General features: G+C 65.6%; 12 protein-coding genes and 1 pseudogene. 6 read left to right on the forward strand and 7 right to left on the reverse strand.

Features of this window, described 5'->3' with window-relative positions; genetic code table 11:
- Nucleotides 1-141 precede the first annotated feature (141 nt).
- On the forward strand, nt 142-1,398 hold the full coding sequence (locus tag ACIBI6_RS36610; RefSeq protein WP_364356100.1) for a pyridoxal phosphate-dependent aminotransferase: 1,257 nt from the start codon (nt 142-144) through the stop codon (nt 1,396-1,398).
- Between the two features lie 409 nt (nt 1,399-1,807).
- Nucleotides 1,808-3,076, forward strand: a pseudogene (locus ACIBI6_RS36615) (YibE/F family protein); the annotation flags it as partial.
- 448 nt (nt 3,077-3,524) lie between these two features.
- On the opposite strand, the gene ACIBI6_RS36620 reads toward ACIBI6_RS36615, so the two are convergent.
- Nucleotides 3,525-4,856 (reverse strand): Hsp70 family protein, encoded by a 1,332-nt coding sequence (locus ACIBI6_RS36620; protein WP_364355962.1) that lies wholly within the window; start codon nt 4,854-4,856, stop codon nt 3,525-3,527.
- 151 nt (nt 4,857-5,007) lie between these two features.
- Nucleotides 5,008-6,330, reverse strand: a complete 1,323-nt coding sequence (locus tag ACIBI6_RS36625) for a UDP-glucose/GDP-mannose dehydrogenase family protein (RefSeq protein ID WP_364355959.1) — start codon at nt 6,328-6,330, stop codon at nt 5,008-5,010.
- A 149-nt stretch (nt 6,331-6,479) separates the two neighbouring features.
- Here ACIBI6_RS36625 and ACIBI6_RS36630 point away from each other — a divergent pair, with 149 nt between their 5' ends.
- The 3 genes from ACIBI6_RS36630 to ACIBI6_RS36640 all read left to right on the forward strand — a co-directional run bounded on the left by ACIBI6_RS36630 (nt 6,480) and on the right by ACIBI6_RS36640 (nt 9,523).
- Nucleotides 6,480-7,025, forward strand: a complete 546-nt coding sequence (locus ACIBI6_RS36630; protein ID WP_364355956.1) for a YdcF family protein — start codon at nt 6,480-6,482, stop codon at nt 7,023-7,025.
- Between the two features lie 120 nt (nt 7,026-7,145).
- Nucleotides 7,146-8,375 carry an acyl-CoA dehydrogenase family protein gene (locus ACIBI6_RS36635; RefSeq protein ID WP_364355953.1) on the forward strand — a complete coding sequence of 410 codons (1,230 nt, stop codon included), beginning with the start codon at nt 7,146-7,148 and terminating at the stop codon, nt 8,373-8,375.
- A complete protein-coding gene (locus tag ACIBI6_RS36640) occupies nt 8,375-9,523 on the forward strand; it encodes an acyl-CoA dehydrogenase family protein (protein WP_396959528.1) in 1,149 nt (382 codons plus the stop codon). The genes ACIBI6_RS36635 and ACIBI6_RS36640 overlap by 1 nt, the downstream gene beginning before the upstream one ends.
- Nucleotides 9,524-10,192: 669 nt before the next feature.
- On the opposite strand, the gene ACIBI6_RS36645 is transcribed toward ACIBI6_RS36640, so the two are convergent.
- Entirely contained in the window at nt 10,193-13,312 is a 3,120-nt protein-coding gene (locus ACIBI6_RS36645) for a (Fe-S)-binding protein (RefSeq protein ID WP_396959530.1), read from the reverse strand.
- A 465-nt stretch (nt 13,313-13,777) separates the two neighbouring features.
- Between ACIBI6_RS36645 and ACIBI6_RS36650 the strand changes: the two genes are divergently transcribed.
- A complete protein-coding gene (locus ACIBI6_RS36650) occupies nt 13,778-14,533 on the forward strand; it encodes a hypothetical protein (RefSeq protein WP_364355941.1) in 756 nt (251 codons plus the stop codon).
- A 52-nt stretch (nt 14,534-14,585) separates the two neighbouring features.
- Here the strand turns inward: ACIBI6_RS36650 and ACIBI6_RS36655 are convergent, their stop codons facing one another.
- From ACIBI6_RS36655 to ACIBI6_RS36670, 4 genes are all read right to left on the reverse strand, one after another.
- Nucleotides 14,586-15,488, reverse strand: a complete 903-nt coding sequence (locus ACIBI6_RS36655) for an NRDE family protein (protein WP_364355939.1) — start codon at nt 15,486-15,488, stop codon at nt 14,586-14,588.
- Between the two features lie 171 nt (nt 15,489-15,659).
- Nucleotides 15,660-16,973 carry a S1 family peptidase gene (locus tag ACIBI6_RS36660; protein ID WP_364355936.1) on the reverse strand — a complete coding sequence of 438 codons (1,314 nt, stop codon included), beginning with the start codon at nt 16,971-16,973 and terminating at the stop codon, nt 15,660-15,662.
- Between the two features lie 112 nt (nt 16,974-17,085).
- Nucleotides 17,086-18,450, reverse strand: a complete 1,365-nt coding sequence (locus ACIBI6_RS36665) for a S1 family peptidase (protein ID WP_364355933.1) — start codon at nt 18,448-18,450, stop codon at nt 17,086-17,088.
- Between the two features lie 89 nt (nt 18,451-18,539).
- Nucleotides 18,540-19,664 carry a hypothetical protein gene (locus tag ACIBI6_RS36670; RefSeq protein WP_364355930.1) on the reverse strand — a complete coding sequence of 375 codons (1,125 nt, stop codon included), beginning with the start codon at nt 19,662-19,664 and terminating at the stop codon, nt 18,540-18,542.
- Between the last annotated feature and the right edge of the window lie 9 nt (nt 19,665-19,673).

Here is a 19,673-nt window from a genome sequence, read left to right on the forward strand (position 1 = left end):
GCCCCGTTGGGGGCCCGTTGGGGGGTGGTGGTGGTGTAGGGCGTGGGTCTGGGGGGGGGGGGGGGGGGGGCGGGCCCCCGAGACACCAGGGGGCCGCGAACACGCAGCGCCGAAGGCGCTGCCAAAAATACAGATGGCACCATAGGCAAGGTGAGTCCTAGCCATCTACCGCACCATCCGCCGCGCGTGCTGGAGCAATCCACGAAGCTGCAGAACGTCCTCTACGAAATTCGTGGACCGGTGGGCGCGCATGCGGCACGGCTGGAGGCGGAGGGGCATCGCATCCTCAAGCTGAATATCGGCAATCCCGCGCCGTTCGGATTCGAGGCGCCGGATGTGATCATGCGCGACATCATCGCCGCGCTGCCGTATGCCCAGGGCTATTCCGAATCCAAGGGCATCCTCTCGGCCCGGCGCGCCATCGTGACTCGCTATGAGCTGGTCCCGGGCTTTCCCGAACTCGATGTCGACGATGTCTACTTGGGTAACGGCGTGTCCGAGCTGATCACCATCACCATGCAGGCGCTGCTCGACAATGGTGACGAGGTGCTGATCCCGGCGCCGGACTATCCGCTGTGGACCGCCATGACCAGCCTGGCCGGGGGTACCCCGGTGCACTACCTGTGTGACGAATCCAACGGCTGGCAGCCCGATATCTCCGATATCGAATCCAAGATCACCGATAAGACCAAGGCGCTGCTGGTGATCAATCCGAACAACCCGACCGGCGCGGTGTACTCCACCGAGGTGCTGCAGCAGCTGGTCGACCTCGCGCGCAAGCATCAGCTGCTGCTGCTCGCCGACGAGATCTACGACAAGATCCTCTACGACGATGCAAAGCACATTTCGCTGGCGACGCTCGCGCCCGATCTGCTCTGCCTGACCTTCAACGGGCTCTCCAAGGCCTACCGGGTGGCGGGCTACCGCTCGGGCTGGTTGGCGATCACCGGACCCAAGGAGCATGCGGCTGGTTTCCTCGAGGGCATCGATCTGCTCGCCTCGACCAGGCTTTGCCCGAATGTGCCTGCTCAGCATGCGATTCAGGTTGCGCTCGGCGGACACCAGAGCATCGAGGATCTGATCCTGCCCGGTGGGCGACTGCTCGAGCAGCGCGATGTCGCGTGGGAACGGCTGAATATGATCCCGGGCGTTTCCTGTGTGAAGCCGAAGGGTGCGCTCTACGCGTTCCCCAAGTTGGATCCGAACGTCTATGAAATCCACGATGATTCGAAGCTGATCCTGGATCTGCTGTTGCAAGAGAAGATCTTGATGGTGCAGGGCACCGGGTTCAATTGGCCGAATCATGATCATCTGCGGATCGTCACGCTGCCGTGGGCGCGCGATCTCGCGGTGGCCATCGAGCGCTTCGGGAACTTCTTGTCGAGTTACCGGCAGTAGCGGGCTGGGCGGTCTGATCTCCCGCGCCAGCGTGCGCTCGGCTACCGGATCGCCCTGCTTCCGGGGTCAAAACATACCCCGCGTACGGATATTTAAGAGTTTTAGTTACTAGCTAGCGCTAAACGAGACTTTTTGTGTACAGTGTCTCTTGGCACTTCGAGTGCCCGGTCAAGTTGTCTACCCCCCCTGGACAACCTGACCTCGGGTTAGGCTGCCTACCCCCCTGGGCGCCGACCTGCGGGCGGCGGAGACATCCCCCTGCTCTCCGCCGCCCCCTCCCGATTTTCCATTCGGAATCTTTCATGACTGGCCTGTCGGTCGCTGTCGGTCCGTGAATCCGATCTTGAAAATGAAATCCTTTAAGCTCGCACCCTGGACTACAGACGAAAAGGTAGGAGTCCGGTGAGCCATGAGTGATCATCACCATCACCACGACCATTCCGGCCCCATCGCGATCGGCGCGACCGCGGCCCGCGTTGTCGTCGGGCTGCTCGCCGCGATCGGTGTCGTGGTCGTGCTCGCCGCGATCGTGCTGTGGCCGAGCAGCCAGCACATCGATATTCCACTGCCGATGCAGAACGCGGGCGGTGGCGCGGTGCAGACCGAGGCCGGAACCGTGGTGATGCAGGACGTCGGCGCCTGCGGCAGCAGTTCGATCGGCAAGGTGTTCATCGATAAGCCCGAACAGCCGCGTGCCGCGGGCTACACCTGTCAGCGCAGTCTGATCAGCATCGATTCCGGTCCGCACAAGGGCAATCACACCCTGTTCGAAATCGCGCCCGGCCCAGGACAACCCGATCTGCGCGCCGGTGATCACATCCGGATCGTGCGGCAGACCGATCCGAGCGGGATGCCGCTGTACTCGTTCGAGGACTACTCGCGCGGGCTGCCACTGACCCTGATCGTGCTGGCCTTCGTCGTCGTGGTGATCGTGGTGGCGCGCTGGCGCGGGTTGCGGGCGCTGCTCGGGCTGGTTTTCGCCTTCGCGGTGCTCGTGCTGTTCATGCTGCCCGCGCTGTTGGACGGTAAGCCCGCCATTCCCGTCGCGCTGGTCGCGGGTGCGATGATCCTGTATGCCGTGCTGTATCTCGCGCACGGTGTGAATCTGCGCACCAGTTCGGCGCTGCTCGGCACGTTGACCTCGATGATCGTCGCGGCAGTGCTGTCCTGGATCGCCATCGAGATCACCCATCTGACCGGGCTATCCGAGGAACAGAACACCAACGTCGCCACCTACATTCAGCACGTCAGCATTACCGGCCTGCTGCTGGCGGGCTTCATCATCGGTTCGCTCGGTGTGCTCAACGACGTCACCATCACCCAGGCCTCGGCCGCCTTCGAACTCGCCGCCATCGATGAATCCGCCTCGCGTCGCGAGGTTTTCGCCGCAGCCATGCGCGTCGGCCGCGACCACATCGCGAGCACGGTCTACACCTTGGTGTTGGCCTACGCCGGTGGCGCGCTCCCGTTGCTGCTGCTGTTCAGCGTCGCGGGCCGCTCCATCCGCGACGTCCTGACCGGTGACGCGGTCGCGATCGAAATCGCTCGCTCCTCCGTCGGCGGCATCGCGCTGGCGCTTTCGGTCCCGTTGACCACGGCGATCGCTGTAATGCTCGCCCGTCCCTTCGGGCACAAGCCCGAACCCGTTGCGCCGGCGCGGCACTCACGTCATGCGAAGACCGCGGCGTCCGGCGCGGCCCGGCGCGCCAGCGGTCCAGCCAAGCGGTCCAGCGGCGCGATGGCCACCGATACGAGAGATACCGGACGCCGACGGATATCGGATCAATCCCGGGACGACGAGTCGGGCACCGGCTCGCACAGGCAGATCACCTGGGACGATCAAACCCCGAATCCCCGGGCGTACGACCGCGATCGCGGCTATCGCGGCACCGAACCACAAGAGCACGAATCCGATTACGACACCGACCCCCGCGGCTACCCCAGGCCGGAACCGCGCGGATACGAAGACCCTTGGGGCGACGACAGCCCAGGGCATAGGAGGTAGCCGCCGCCTTCGCGGGTGACGACTACACGGTGCACACATGCGTTCGCACATGTGGTCGCGACTAAAAGGGGCTGTGCGTTCACGTCGTCGGACCACGCAGGGCGCGGAAACCAGTCCGAACTCAGCGCGGTGCGGGCGGCGGGAAGGGGAAGACCTCGGGCGGAATTGTCGGTACCACAATCGGCGGTAGGCCTGGCACGACAATGGTATTCGGGCCGGGTGTGGGTGCGGCCTCGGATGTTGTCGTGCGGCGCGGGGGTGGAGGGGCGGCCACCGCTTCGCTGGATTCGGTGGTGCTGGCGGGCGCGACGGCGATCTGCGGATCGAGGGTGGTGGTGCGCGGCGGGCTGGTCGGGGAGACGGAGGTAGGACGATCACCGCTCTGCGAATCGCGCGTGAGAACCTGTGGGCCGTAACCGAGTCCGAGTCCGATGGCGGCGACGACGGCTAGTGCGCTGACGGTCAGTACCGCACCATTGATTTCCCGCTTGCCGCGAGGACGTTTGGGCGTTGCGGACAACCAGGCGGGCGAGAGCTCGTCGTCGAGCATCGGATCCGCGGCGGGCGGGTGCCGCTGCGGGGGCTGGATTACCGTACGCACCGGACGCGCCATCAGGGCGGCACCGCGGGTGACCACTGTCTCTGGGCTGTCGGGCACGATGACCGGCACGCCCATCCAGCGTTCGAGCACCTTGGCGATCAGTGGAATTCGCGCACAACCGCCGATCGCGAGCACACCGTGCACCGGACGATCCGAGCGCACGATGACATCGCGCGCCATCCGCGCCGACGATTCGATCGCCAGCATGATGAGGGCTTCGAAATTCTCCTGGGCCAGCAGCACCAGACCTTGTTCGCTCGGCAGCGCTACTGCGGTATTCGAGGACAATTGCTCCTTGGCCTCGCGGCACAGCGCGTCCAGCGCGGCCAGCCCCGCCGAATCCGGCGGATGCGCGATCCGGCCCGAGGCGATCTGCTGTTCGCGGATCAGCGAATCCAGGTAGTCACCACTGATATCGCTGGTCCGTTCGCTGTGACGGATCTCACGGGTCTGGGTGTCGACGACGCTGACCGTAAGACCGGAGCTGCCGAGGTCATACACGACGAGTGAGGAAATACCACGAATATCGCCTGTGGCCTGCGCGAATTCGACCGCCGCGACAATTTCGGGCACCAGTTCGTAATTGGTGAGCTGCTGGCGCGCCAAGGCCGCGCGCAGCGCCTTGGCATGCTGCTCACTGCGGTAGGCGATCGCGGTGGCCGCGATACCCGGCATGGATTCCAGGGTCACGCCGATCGCCTCGGCGGCCAGCTCCTCCACCTGGTGCTCGACGACCGGAATGGTCTGCAGATCGAAGGAATGCGGGGCGATGGGGCCGTGGGGGCTCGCGGTGTGTGGTCGCGCCATTCGGACGGCGCCGGCCCCCACCGAAACTCCCAGAACCGAACTCATCAGCTGCCCATCCCGTTTCACACATCACGACATGCGAGCCTGCGCCGCCCGCCGGTGGATCGGCCCGCCCTCGGGACCCTACCGTCGACGTACGACAGACCCGAAGGCAGGACCTGATCGTCCCGCTGTCGCCCCCGTGTCGCAGGCAACTCTACGGTGTGCCGAGTCCGGCGTACACCCATCCGGCATCTCTCCAGGTGGCACGATTGAGACAGTTCCGTCCGTCGATGATCGACCGTTTGCGAACCACCGGATCGAGGTCTTGCGGACGCAATGCGACGAATTCGTCCCACTCGGTCAGCACCAGCACCACATCGGCGCGATCGCAGGCATCGGTCACCGAGGTCGCGTAGTTCAAGGTGGGGAAGACCCGTCGCGAATTCTCCGCCGCCTTCGGGTCGTACACCGTCACCACCGCGCCATGCAGCTGGATCATCCCGGCCACATTCAGCGCGGGTGAGTCACGCACATCGTCGGATTCGGGTTTGAAGGCCGCGCCGAGCACCGCAACGTTGGCGCCGAGCAGCGATCCGCCGCAAGCCCGCGCGGCCATATCGACCATCTTGGTGCGGCGGCGCATATTGATGTTGTCGACCTCGCGCAGGAAGGCCACCGCGTGATCGGCGCCGAGTTCGCCGGAGCGCGCCATGAACGCGCGGATGTCCTTGGGTAGGCAGCCGCCGCCGAAACCCAGTCCGGCATTGAGGAATCGACGGCCGATGCGCGCGTCGTAGCCGAGAGCGTCGGCCAGCATGGTCACATCCGCGCCGGTCGCCTCGCAGACTTCGGAGACAGCGTTGATGAAGGAAATCTTGGTCGCCAGAAAGGCATTCGCGGAGACCTTGACCAATTCGGCGGTGGCCAGGTCGGTCAGCAGGAACGGTACCTCGGCCGCGATCAGGTCCGCGTAGATCTCGCGCACCAATTCCTCGACCCAGGCCGTGCTTTCACGTTCGCGATCCACACCGAGCACCAGTCGATCCGGGCGCAGCGTGTCCTTCACCGCGAAACCCTCGCGCAGGAACTCCGGATTCCAGGCCACCTCGACCTCGGCGTCGGTGAGCGCGCGGACCCGCGCACCCAATGCGGCGGCGGTTCCGACCGGCACCGTCGACTTTCCGACGATCACCGACGGCCGCTCCAGCAGCGGGGTGAGCGTATCGACCACGGCGTGCACATATTTCAGGTCCGCGGCGTACTCGCCCTTCTTCTGCGGCGTCCCGACCCCGAGGAAATGCACCTGGGCGTGGTCGGCCGCCTCCGCATACGAGGTGGTGAACCGCAGCCGACCGGCATCCAGGTTCCGGCGCAGCACCTCCTCGAGCCCGGGTTCGTAGAACGGCACCACGCCATCGGACAGCTTCGCGACCTTGCCCGGATCGATATCAACGCCGATTACATCGTGTCCGAGTTCGGCCATGCACGCCGCGTGCGTGGCCCCGAGGTACCCGGTTCCGAAGACTGTGCATCGCATGATCGATTGATAGGTCCCGCCGATGGCCGCCCCACGTCAGCGAGGCAAGGGTCTGCGCAACAGCAGATGTACAGGTGGCGACATGAATCGCGGATAGCCCTGCTGACCTGCGCAAACCCTCCGCTGACGGCCCGGTTACGATCGATCTCGTGCGACGCCGGCGCAGCATTCGGGCACGCAGCGCCTGGGCAGTACTCGGCGTTGCGGTGGTGGCGCTGGTCGCTGGTCTGTGGCCGGTTTACGTCCGGCCGCAGGTCGACGTGCCCGCGAAAGCCGATGCGATTCTCGTGCTCGGCGGTGCGCACGATGGGCGCGAGAAGCTGGGGCTGCGGTTGGCGAGCGAGGGCTACGCGCCCCGGGTGCTGTTCTCCGACCCATATGAAAACAGCGCGCTGGTGAATCGAATCTGCCACAGCCGCTATAGCTTTCAGGTCACCTGCTTCGATCCGTCGCCGCGCACCACGCGCGGCGAGGGTCGGGAGCTCGCCGAACTCGCGGCGGCGGAAGGTTGGCGTCGAGTCATCGTCATCACCTTCACGCCGCATATTTCGCGGGCCCGCTACGTCCTCGGGAAATGCTGGGACGGCGAGGTGCTCATGGTGGATCCACGGCCGCGTCTTTCGGTCGCCAGGTGGGCCTACGACTACGTCTATCAGTCCGCTGGATACGTCAAGGCCTTCTTCGAAGACTGCTGACACAACGCAAGTGCAGGCAGGTGGCATCAGTTTGATTTTCGGGCTGAGACAGACGTACATTGCGTCTCATGGGGCCGCAGGACGACCCGATGAAATGACGCAGATCCCTCCGGAGGGCAGATGGATTACGACTGGTCAGCGGCCGATCTGGCCTTTCGCGACGAGGTTCGCGCATTTCTCGACGAGAAGCTGACGCCGCAGCTGCGGCGGGCCGGACGCTTGGCGACGAGCGTGTACCCGGACCATGAGGCGAGCATGCGGTGGCAGCACATCCTGCACGAGCGCGGCTGGGCCGCACCGGCCTGGCCGGTGGAGCACGGCGGCTGCGATTGGAGCCTCACCCAGCACTACATCTTCAATCGCGAGTCGACCCTGGCCGGTGCGCCCTCGCTCTCGCCGATGGGCATCCGGATGGTCGCGCCCGCGATCGTCGCATTCGGCACGCCGGAACAGCAAGCCTTCTATCTGCCGCGCATCCTGACCGGGGAAATCTTCTTCTGCCAGGGCTATTCGGAACCGGAGGCCGGTTCGGACCTGGCCTCGCTGAGCATGACCGCCGTCGATGACGGCGCCGATTTCGTCTGCACCGGCAGCAAGATCTGGACCACCCACGCCACCGAGGCGAATTGGATCTTCTGCCTGGTCCGGACCTCGCGCGAGGGTAAGAAGCAGCAGGGCATCACCTTTCTGCTGATCGATATGACCACGCCGGGCATCCAGATCCGCCCGCTGGTGATGACTTCCGGCGAACAGGTGCAGAACCAGGTCTTCTTCGATAACGTCCGGGTGCCGAAGGCCAATGTGCTCGGTCGCATCGATGACGGCTGGACCGTGGCGAAATATCTGCTCGTGCACGAGCGCGGCGGTGCGGCCGCGCCGATGCTGCAGGTCATGGCCCAGGATGTGGCCACCGCCGCGGCCGGACAGACCGGACCCGACGGCAATCCGCTCATCGACTACGCGGCATTCGCGGCGAAACTCGCCGAGGCTCGAATCCGCACCGAGGTGCTCGAAATCCTGGAGTACCGCACGCTTTCGGCGATGGCGCAGGGCAAGAATCCGGGTCCGGCATCCTCGATGCTCAAGATCCTGGCCACCGAATTGAGTCAGCGGCTCACCGAATTGGCTTTGGAAGCAGCCGGTCCGCGCGGGCGCGTATATCAGCCGCATGCCACCGCGCCAGGTGGGCCGATCGCCGAATTCACCCCGCCCGCTGACGGTTATCACAGCGGCGCGGACTGGCAGGCCGTCGCGCCGCTGCGCTACTTCAACGACAGGGCGGGCTCGATCTATGCGGGCAGCAACGAAATTCAGCGAAATATTCTCGCCAAGGCAGCATTGGGGCTCTGATGGACTTCACCTTCACCGATGAGCAGGAACTGCTCCGCGACGCGGTGGCCGGATTCCTCGGCGCCCGTTACGAATTGGACAAAAGCAGGGGCGCGGCGAAATCCGATGCCGGTTGGCAGCCGAGCGTATGGCGCGGATTCGCCGAGGAGCTGGGCATTCTGGGCGCCACCCTGCCCGAGCGGGTCGATGGCATGGGTGGTGGGCCGGTCGAGCTGATGATCATCACCGAGGAACTCGGCCGCGCGCTGGTCGTCGAGCCTTATATCGATACTGTGGTGGTCGGCGCTGGGCTGCTGAATCGTTTCGGCGGCGATCGCGCGGATTCGGTACTGCGACAGATCGTTTCCGGTGCGGCGCGGACCGCGTTCGCGGCGCTGGAGCCGAGCTCGGGGCGGACGCTGCACGATGTATCGACCACCGCGCGTCACGATGGTGACGAGTGGGTGCTCGATGGCGTCAAGACCGTCGTGACCAGTGCGCCGCTGGCCACGCACCTGCTCATTACCGCGCGCACCGCCGGTGATCGGCGCGATAAGGACGGAATCTCGCTGTTCATCGCCGAATTCGATGCCGCCGATCCGCCCGCCGGTGTCGAGGTGCATTCGTATCGGACGATCGACGACCGGGTCGGCTCCGATATCACCTTCACCGGGTTCCGGTTGCCGGCCGATGCGCTGCTCGGTGCCGAGGGTGCGGCATGGGATGCAATCGATGCAACGGCGGACGAGGCGATCGCCGCGATCGCGTCCGAGGCAGTCGGGTGCATGCGAAAGGTGCTGGCGGACACCGTCGAATACGCCAAACAGCGGCAGCAGTTCGGCCAGCCGATCGGCAGTTTCCAGGTGCTCCAGCATCGCATGGTCGATATGTACATCGAGCTCGAGCAGGCCATTGCCGCGGTGTATCTGGCCGTCTACTCCTTGGGTGCGGCAGCGGCGGACCGAGCGCGTGCGGTTTCGGCCGCGAAGGTCACCATCGGTCGGGCCGCGCGCTTCATCGGCCAGAATGCCGTGCAGCTGCATGGTGCCATGGGTATGACCGAAGAGCTCGCGATCGGCCACTACTTCAAACGCCTGACCGCGATCGAATACGAATTCGGCTCCAGCGACCAGCATCTCGCTCGCTACGTGGCATTGACGAGGCCGTAGCCAGGGCCGGCTGGACGATCTGCGCCAGCACCGCCGCGGTCGACTCGCTCATCTCTACCCCGTCCGGCCAGCGCTGAATCGTAGTCTGGCATCGAGTTCTCCAGTCCCGACCTCCGCGAAGGCATCCTCGCCCTCCTACAAAACGCCCACCCTCCTTCACCGGAAAGTAGCCACCGACTCCCGCTCCTGGATGACTGGTTGTCTTAGCCAGGGCAAGTCCCCGATCGGGATTTGAGCAAGCGGCGCGATGCGGTGCCCCGGCCGCTCAAACGTAGTGAGTACGAGATCGTCTTCATTACCACCGAGGCCCAGAAGGGTTGGACCGACTGCCTCGCGGCTGCACGTAACGCAATGGTCGAGGCGTGGGAGACACTTACTCGTGCGCCGGAAGTGCAGTCGGCACGGCTCTATTCGCTGAGGGCGAGTTGCGCTATGGCAACTATCAGGGACGGACCTTCGAGCGATATCAGTACAAGTTCACCGATGGTGGCCGCCTGTGGTACTTCGTCGAGCCCGCCGAGAAAGGAAGCAAAACCGTAGGGCGTCTCCTGCTCGAACGTTGTCTGACTGGACATCCGAAAGAGACCGAATGACGGGCGCTGTGCTGCCTTGCGCTAGATAGAGATCGGCCCGGGTGCGATCTGCACACCCGGGCCGAGCTTTATCCTGTCAGTTCTTGCGGCCGGGGGCCTTGGCACCGGATTTGAAGCCGAGGCCGCCGGGCTTGGCGGGCGGGGGTGCCACGGCGGGGGTGCCGTTGCCGTTGGCGGGCTGGTCCGATTCGTCGGCGGGTTCCGTTGCGGCTTCCGCGGTGGGGGAGGCCGGTTCGGCGGGGGCCGACGGGGCCGGAGTGGCCGTGCCGGGGGCTTTCGGGCCGGGGCGCTTGAAGCCGGACTTCATGGCCAGGCCCTTGGCGGGAATCGACGGCTTGGTTTCGGTTGGGGTCGAAACCGGTTCGGTGGCGGGGGTTTCCGCTGCCGGGGCCGCTTCGGCGGGGGCCGAGGCTTCCGGTGCCTTGGCTCCGGGTGCTTTGGCCGCGCCCTTCATAGCGAGCCCCTTGCCCGGTGCCTTCGCTGGGCCCTTCATTGCCAGACCCTTGACCGGAGGTGCGGCCGGTGCGTCGGCGGCGGGTGCTGGTTCAGCAGCAGCGTCAGGAGTCGCTTTGGCTCCGGGCGCTTTCGCCCCACCCTTCATGCCGAGGCCCTTACCCGGTGCCTTCGCTGGGCCCTTCATCGCGAGCCCCTTGACGGGCGCGGCCGGAGCAGCGGTCGCCTCGGCCGCGGTGTCCTCGGCAGGAGCCGGAGTTGCCTTGGCCCCAGGTGCCTTCGCGGCCCCCTTCATACCGAGACCACCACCGGGCGCCTTGGCCGCACCCTTCATACCCAGACCACCGGGCGCCTTGCCGCCCTTCATCGCCAGACCGCCACCGGCCGGAGCCGCCTTCGGTTCGGCGGGCGCTTCGGCCGCGGGTGTCGGTTCGGGTTCGGCGGCAACCGGTTCCGGCTCGGTGGCCTGCTTCGGTTCCTGCACCACGGTCAGGTTCTCGGTGAGCTTCGACGAGTCGACCCGGTCGATGGCATCGAGCATCAACTGCGCGACATCGACGACCTCGACGCCCTGGCCGACCTCGCCGCTGTCCTTGCGCGCGGTGACACCGTCGGTGAGCATGACGCGGCAGAACGGGCAGCCGGTCGCGATCTTGGACGGTTCGTTGCCGCCGTTCAGGGTGGACAGCGCCTCGTCGACGCGATCGATATTGATGCGCTTACCGAGTTGCTCTTCCATCCACATCCGCGCGCCACCGGCACCACAGCACATGGAACGTTCGCCGTGACGCGGCATTTCGACGAGGGTGGACCCGGAGGCCTCCATCAACTCACGCGGTGCGTTGTAGACCTTGTTGTGTCGACCCAGGTAGCACGGGTCGTGGTAGGTGACATTCTGCGATACCGAGGCGACCGGGATCAGCTGCTTGGTACGCACCAGCCGGTTCAACAGCTGGGTGTGGTGCACCACCTCGTAGATGCCGCCGACCTGCGGGTATTCATTGTTCAGCGCGTTGAAGCAGTGCGCGCAGGTGACAACGATCTTCTTGCGCGACTGCTCGACACCGTCGAATACCGAGTTCAACAGCTCGATGTTCTGCTGCGCCAGCTGCTGGAACAGGAATTCGTTACCGGCCCGGCGCGCGGAGTCACCGGTGCAGGTCTCATCGGCGCCGAGCACCATGAACTTCACGCCCGCGGTCGCCAACAGCTCCGCGACGGCCTTGGTGGTGCGCTTGGCGCGATCCTCGTACGCACCCGCGCAGCCGACCCAGAACAGGTACTCGTACCCGTCGAAGGAGGCAATCTCTTCCCCGTTCGGGGCGGACTGGCCGAATACCGGGATCTGGAAGTCGAGTTCGTTGATCCAGTTCAGCCGGTCCTTGGCGTTCTGGCCCCAGGGGTTGCCCTTGTTCTCCAGGTTCTTGAACAAACCGGCCAGCTCGGAGGGGAACTCCGATTCGATCAGCACCTGGTAGCGGCGCATATCGATGATGTGATCGACGTGTTCGATATCGACCGGGCACTGCTCGACACACGCACCACAGGTGGTGCAGCTCCACAGCACCTCCGGGTCGATGATGCCGTTGACATCCTCGCCGCCGACCAGCGGACGCTCCGCCTCGGCCTTGGCCGCCTCGGAGATCTTGGCCAGCTTCGCCTCGTTGGGCTTACCGTCGCCATCGACCAGGCCGACCTCGTCGCCGCCCATATCTTTGCGGCCACCGGCCAGCAGGTACGGGGCCTTGGCGACACCGTGGTCGCGCAGCGACATGATCAGCAGCTTGGGCGACAACGGCTTGCCGGTATTCCAGGCCGGGCACTGCGACTGGCAGCGACCGCATTCGGTGCAGGTGGTGAAGTCCAGCCAGCCCTTCCAGGAGAAGTCCTCGACCCGGCCCGCACCGAAGGTGTCGACGTCCGGGTCGGCGGTCTCCATATCGACCGGCTTGCCCTTGGACATCATCGGCTTCGCGGCGCCCAGTGCGACGCCGCCGTCGTCCTCACGCTTGAAGTAGATATTGAAGAAGGCCGCGAACCGGTGCCAGGCCACACCCCAGTTGATATTGCGACCGACCAGCAGCAGGAAGGTGCTGCCCGAAACCATCTTGATGAACGCGAAGATGGCGACCATCGCCACGCTGGAGGGCAGCAGCTTGGCCACCTGCATGGTGAAGAAGTCGGTCCACGCCTCGGAGTGGCCGTAGGTGGCGATCTTGCCCGCCTTCACCATGACCATGCCGATGCCCTCGATGAATACGATCGCCTCGATGACATAGGCCGGCGCGAACCGGGAACCGCTGAATCGTGACAGTCGCGCGGGCACCCGTGGGTGGTTGAGCTGGCGAATGACGATCAGCACCAGGATGCCGATGACGGTGCCGATGCCGAGCAGTTCGTCCCACAGGTGGTAGATGCCCCAGCCGCCGATGATCGGCCAGTGGAACTCGGGATCGAAGGTCTGCCCGTACGCCTCGAAGTACAGGATGAAACCGCCGAGGAAGCCGATCATCACCAGCCAGTGCGCCCAGCCCACCGTGCGGAATTTGTTCATCCGGGTGTGGGCGAGGAATTCGACGATCATCGTCTTGAAGCGCGGCAAGAATGGTCGCCAACGATCCGGCGCGGGTTGGCCGATCATGATCGCGCGGGTCATTTTGCCGACGCCACCGACGAATGATGCCCAACCCAACAGGCTGAACGCCACACCAATCGTGCCCAGCGTCACTGTCAGGGCATTCATGTCGCGACCTTTCTTTAGAGGCAACACGAGCGTGGGCGGCGGTCGCGCCACCCGGTTGGCTCGTATACTAACTGCAAGTAAGTTACCCACCGGTAACTTACTTGTCTATCGTACGATCGCCGGTTGGCTACTGCCCCTTCTTCCTGGGGCTTGACCCTTTTTTCGCCTGTGATGGATTTCACGAAGATCGCCTAATCCAGGTGCGGTTCGGGCTGCCAACCACCGTAAACAGTGCGCGGTGCCCGCGATGGGGTAAGGACAGGCTTAGTCACGCCGAGATCACAGTATGAGTAACCGATCTCGCATCTTCATGTCGGTTCGATTACGCTCACCACGTTCTGTTTGATGTGCCTGTCTTTCACACTGCTCGGGGAGAATCCGGGGTCCGACCACCTCGGGTTGATGAGCGCTCTCGCGTGTACGGAAGCGGCGCGCGGACAACCCTGATGATGGATTGGAAACTGAATGAATCTCCGCAGCACCACCGCGGCTGCCACGATGGTCATCGGCGCGATGACCATCGGATTCGGAGTTGCTCACGCCGAGCCCGCCCCCGCGGCCGCTCAGCCGATCAGCTACTCCGTCAAGCTCGTGGACAAGACGGTCGTCGCTACGCTCAAGGGGGGGACCTTCGAGCTGACGAAGTCCGACGAGGAATTGAAGGAACCGGACCTCTACACGGTCAAGGACGAACTCGGCAACACCGTCGTCTCGGTTCCGCTCGACGTCAATGTCGACCAGACTCCGGTCGACGTCAAGCCGGTTGTGAAGGACGACGGTAAGGTCCTCGAACTGACCCCTGACCAGGGCGTCAAGGTCGAGCAAAAGGCGAATACGATCAACGCCATCGCCAAGCCGATCGCCTCCCCGGATGAAGACCAGCGGGCAATGAACGAGTTCTCCACTCAGTTCGGCATCGCCACGGCGGTCGGCGGCTTCGTCGGCACCGCCATCGGTGTCGTCGCGGGTGGTGTCATCGGCTGCATCCTCGGCCTGCCATTGCTCGGTGTCGGCTGCATTCCGGCCGCGATCGCGGGCGCGGGTATCGGTGGCATCCTCGGCACGCTCGCCGTCGGTGGTCCGATCCTGACCCTCGCAGGCATCGACCTGGTCAACACCCTGCAGGCGGCACCCGGCACCACCAAGTTCGCCGAGAAGTCGGTGCCGGCCCAGCAGCCCGCTTCGGCTCAGCAGCCCGTGCCGGCTCAGCAGCCGAACTGATCTCGATCGAACTCGACTGGCCCGCTCCCACCTGGAGCGGGCCGGTTGTGTTTCAGGCCTGGTGTTCGCGCAGATCCAAACTGCCGCTGAAAGTTTCCTCGCCCCTGTGCCGCCCGAAGCGGCCGAAGGAACGCTCGGCTATCTCGAACGAACCGTTCTCGCGCACCAGCAGGACCGTGCTCGCCCTGGTCCCGTGCAGCGCGTTGGCGATGAATCTGGCCGAGAGCGTGCGCTCGCGCCGCAGCGGAACTCCGGTGCGCGGCAATAGATCATCGGGCGCCTCGGTGCGATCGGCCAGCACCTCGAAGTAGCGCGACACATTGCCGGGATCCGATTCGACCAACGCGCGCAGGTCGGTGAGACCGCCGCGCACCTTGGGCCAAATGGGTTGCGGCGCTTCGAATGCCGCCGCCGGGCCCGGGGCGACCGAGGTGATGAACCTGCCGTTGGATACGCCGTGGAAACCCGGCGTCAGTTCCTGCGGCGGCAGCGTGCTGCGGTTGGAATGCCACCACAGCGATTCGAGGTCCGAGACCAGCACGTTGTAGCCGTTGTAGTCGTCGGGTGCCGCGGCGACGTCGAGCACATACTTTTCTGGACCCGACAGCTTTTCTGGACCCGACAGCTCGCGGGTTTGCCGGGTGTCGCGCAGGAAATCCATCAACAGCGCCCCGCGGGAACGGGCGTCGCCACGTTCGTCTTTCGGATCGCGCACATTGGTCACAGTGGCGAATCTATTGCGGCCGTTGTCTTCCCGTGTCAACCCGAGCCAGGTGCCCGGCGGATCACCCGCGACCTTGCGCAGCGCCCCGAGATCGCGTCCGGCCAGCAGCCCGGGCACCTCGGGCCACCAGCGCATCGACTCGGTCGGGCGGGAGTAGAACTCGTCGCGATTGGCCGCGACTATCAACCGATACTCCGGATGCACCCGCCAACCGATCAACACCAAACACATGCATTCCAGGATGCCGGAAGGTCGCCGGGCCCCACAGGGCAATGCTGACCTTCGAGCGACCTGCGAGCAGTCGCTAGCGGTGCTCTCGGGCAACGCGACTTCAGTGAATCGGCCCAGGGATAGCAAAAAGGCCGACAGCGTCGCCGCTGTCGGCCTTTTCCGGCGGTCTGGCTAGTTGTTGACCTTCAGCCCCGGATTGTCCGAAAGAACCACGCTGACCGGCTGCGCGAACAGCTGCGGCGCATTGCCGGTGAGGGCGCCGATCAGATTCGGGATCTCGCAGATCGGGAAGTCGGCCACCGACGACGCGCTGGAGATGCCGAGCGCCAACCGGCCAGTGACGATCGCACCGCCACTGTCACCGGGCAGTGCGCAGATGTTCGCGGAGAAGGCCTGGGTGAGCTCCCGGTCGCCGACCTGCACGGTCTGGTCCACCGCGTTCACGATGCCGCAGCTGAAGCCGGTGCGCGCACCGGACTTGCAGACCGGAGCGCCGACCACCGGAACGGCAACGCCGTCGACCGCGACCGGCTGGCCGGGCTGGCGCACGAAGTTGTTGGTGAACCGGTCCTTGGCCTGATCGTTGATCCGGATGATCGAGTAGTCCTGGGCGCCGAGCACCGACTTCTGGAACGTGCCGATCTGCGCACCCGGCCGATCGCCGGCCAGCTCGTAGACGCCGGCCGCATTCCCCGAACCCGCCGACGCGATGTCCGGATTGCAGTGGCCCGCAGTGATATTCACGGTGTTGCCGGCCCGGTCGGTGCCGTTGAAGCCGAGCGAGCAGCGCAGCGACGTCTTCCCGGCGATCGAGGCGAAGCCGTCGCCACCGGCCAGCGGACCGGTCTGCATCGCGCCCGCGACCGGGGTCGTCTGCAACTGCTCACCGGCGACCGGCGGCGCGGTCACGATGACCCGCGAAGGATCGACGAAGTTCGGCATCGGCAGACCGGCCTGCTCGACCCGCACCGCGATGCTGTTGTTGACGGGATCGACCACCACACCACGCACCAGCGCGGAAACGGCCTCGGGCTGCCCCTCCAGCCAGCGCTCGAAGGCGCTCTTCTCGCCGCGCAGCGCCGCCTCGCTCTTGGCGACATTGCGGACCTCGAATCCGGCCGACGTGGCCGCCTGGCGAGCCTCATCGGCACCGGGGCCCTGCGCCAGCGCCACCACGGCCTTGCCACCGTCATCGAGCCACGACCCCGCGAAGACCTGCGGGAACTGGCGCTGCGCCGTGGTGGCGAAGGCCGCGAGCTGCTGGGACAGATCAGCGCGGTGCAGGTACTCCTCGGGGGAGATCTTCAGATCGCGCGCGACCGCGGCGATCAGGTCGGCGGGAAGCGCCGGCTGGTCCGGTTGTGCATTCGCCACTGCCGCTGTTGGACCGAACAGCAGAATCGCCGCCGAAGCGGCGATAACTGATTTTCGGACCCGGGTCTGTCGCGCAGCTGATCGGAACTGACCTATACGTGGCAGGAGCATGCCCATACCTTAAAGTGTCCGGCCGGTTATGCCTACTTATGTCGCGATGTTGTTCGGCCCACTAATCGACCGGCCGCCGGTTCGTCGGAAATACGGTGTCCGACAAGCCCTCTCAGCCAGCGTTCGGACGGGTCCGCAACGCGATGCCGGCGCCGACGCCACCGCCGGCCGATGCGTCGATATCGGCCAGGATCGAGCGAATCGGAATGCCGAGCGTCGCGGTGCCGCCGTACTGCGCGAGCGCGATATTGGCCTCGTTGCAGTCCGGCGCGTCGGCGGCATTGGAACCGCTGGTGATGCCGAGGGCCAGCGTGCCCGAGACGATCGCGCCGCCGCTGTCGCCGCCGAGCGTGCAGGCCGAGCTGGCGAAGCCGCGCACGGTCTTGCTCACACCTTCGGCGGTGTACAGCTGGGTTTCGACCCGATCGGCCACCACGAACCCGCAGGTGAAGGTGGAGGACTGGCCGGACTTGCAGACCGGCGCGCCGGTGACCGGCTCGGCGGTACCGGTGATGGTCAACGTGGTGCCGTTGGAGCCGCGCACCGAGGGCTGGTCCATGCCCGCATTGACCGAGCGCTCGTTGAGCTTGATGACGGAGTAGTCGAGTGCGGTCGGGCCGCCGAGGCTCGCCTTGACGAAGTTGCCGAGCTCGATGCTGTTCGGGATGTCCCTGATATTGGGCAGGTAGACCGCGGCGTGCTGGTCGCCCTTCTCCAGGTTCGGGTCGCAGTGGCCCGCGCTGATGTTGAGCGCGTTACCCGCCGCGTCCACGCTGTTGAAGCCGAACGAGCAGACATCGACGCCGCGCAGCGAGGTGTCCTTCAGTGAGGTCGGCGCGGTGATGTAGGTGTCGCCGCCCATCGGGCGGCGCTCGATCGGGCCGCCGCTATTGGGCGAGAGAATGACCTTGACGTTGGCAATCAGGGTCGGCAGGTTCAGCGCGTGGCCGACCGGGGTATTGGCGACCGACAGCACCAGCTGGCTGTTGAGGAAGTCGACCGCGACGGAGTTGATCGACTGGGAGATTTCCTTGGGCAGCGTGTTGATCCACTGATTCAGCTGCATCAGCGAGTTTTCCAGGCTGTTCGCCGAGATCGGCGCCAGATGGGTCTGGTAGCCGTCGGCTGCGGCGATCTTGGCGGCATCGACCGAGGTGACCGCGACGACCGGCTTACCGTCGGTGCCGAGCCAGGCGCCCGCGTAGGTGTCGGGGCGCTCGCTACGGAACGATTCCGCGTATTCGCTGAGCTCCTGGGCCTTGGCGGAGCGTTCCAGGTACTCCGCGGGCGTCATCTTCAGATCGCGGGAAATGGCCTCGACGAGTTCGGGCGGCAGGTTCTCGGCAGAAAGCTGCCCGGGTGCTGGCGGTTCGGCCGAAGCGGCGGTGGTGACGAGCAGGGGTGCGATGAAAACGGTCGCGGCCAATCCGATCGAGGCTGCCTTGACCGCGGCGCTACGCGCCACCAACTTGCGCATGAAGTCCCTTCGTCGGCACGGGGTGTGCCAGCTACTACACCGGTCAGCCGATCACTTTAAGGCACAAACCCGGGTAGGTCGCTACGAAATCAGCGAGGAGGCGCCATCTCGTACGGAAAAGGCTGCTGCCACGGCAGTTGCGTCCACGTCGGCGGCGTGAACATGGGGAAGCCTGGACGGGTGGTCGTGGTCCGGCTCGACCGGGTCGTGGTCGGCGGTGTCGTCGTGGGCGTGGTGGTAGGTGGTGTGGTGGTCGGCGGCTCGGTGGTCTCCGGTTCGCTGCTGGTGATGACGACGGGCGGTTCGGTGGTCGGCGCCGGCGTGGTTTCCGGCACGGTCGGTAGGTCCACCGGCGGCTGCGGGGTCGGGCTCGTCGAGACCTGATCGGATTTGGCGTCGCGCACCGGCGGCACCGGGGTAGAGCCGGGATCACCGAACAGGACGGCGACGCCGATGCCGCCGAGTATCAGGCCGATGCCGACCGCGACCGCGATCAGCAGCGGCGTGCCGCGATCTTTCTTCGGGGTCGCGGCCGGGGGCGGCGCCGGGGTGGTCGCCTCGACCGCGGTCGCCGCGGCCAGCGGTGCCGCGACCGGCATCGCCGCCGAATAGGCCTGCGGCTGGACCTCGGGCGTCGGCACCGCCGGGATGACGTCGGTGACCACGGTCGAGTTCTCGGCATTGCTCGGATCCGGCGGGGTCGCGCCCGCCGGGGTCGCCAATACCGCGGCCAGTGCGGCGCGCGCGGCGTCGTAGGCGTAGGCCAATTCCGGTGCGACGGTATCGCTGCCGGGGAGGTCGCCCTCGCTGACCAGCAATACCGACTTCAGGCCCAGGTAGTCCAATGCGTCGCGGAGCGAGAGAACATACTCCGACGGCCAGCCCGCGGGGTAGGTCGCGTAGAACTCGGCGGCACCGTTGAGATGTTCGGCGGTCAGATTGATCAGGCAGAACAGTGCGGTCGCGACCAGATCCTCGGCCCGGTAGGCCTCGCCGTCGTCGACCGAGATACCGGCCGGATCGCCGACCGAGGACGCGAAACCAGTGATCGAATGCGTATGACCGGCCGGGGCCGGTCCGCCGAGAACGGTGTCGCCGTCATCGGACATGTGCAGGATCGACTCGCGGACGATGAACGTCGGTTCGTCGTTATCGGTGACGATGGCCGCTGTGCAGTTGTCCTCGGCGATGCGCAGGCCCACCCCAGTGGCCATCCTCAATAC

It is taken from the genome of Nocardia sp. NPDC050412 (genome assembly GCF_044458825.1).
GTDB lineage: Bacteria > Actinomycetota > Actinomycetes > Mycobacteriales > Mycobacteriaceae > Nocardia.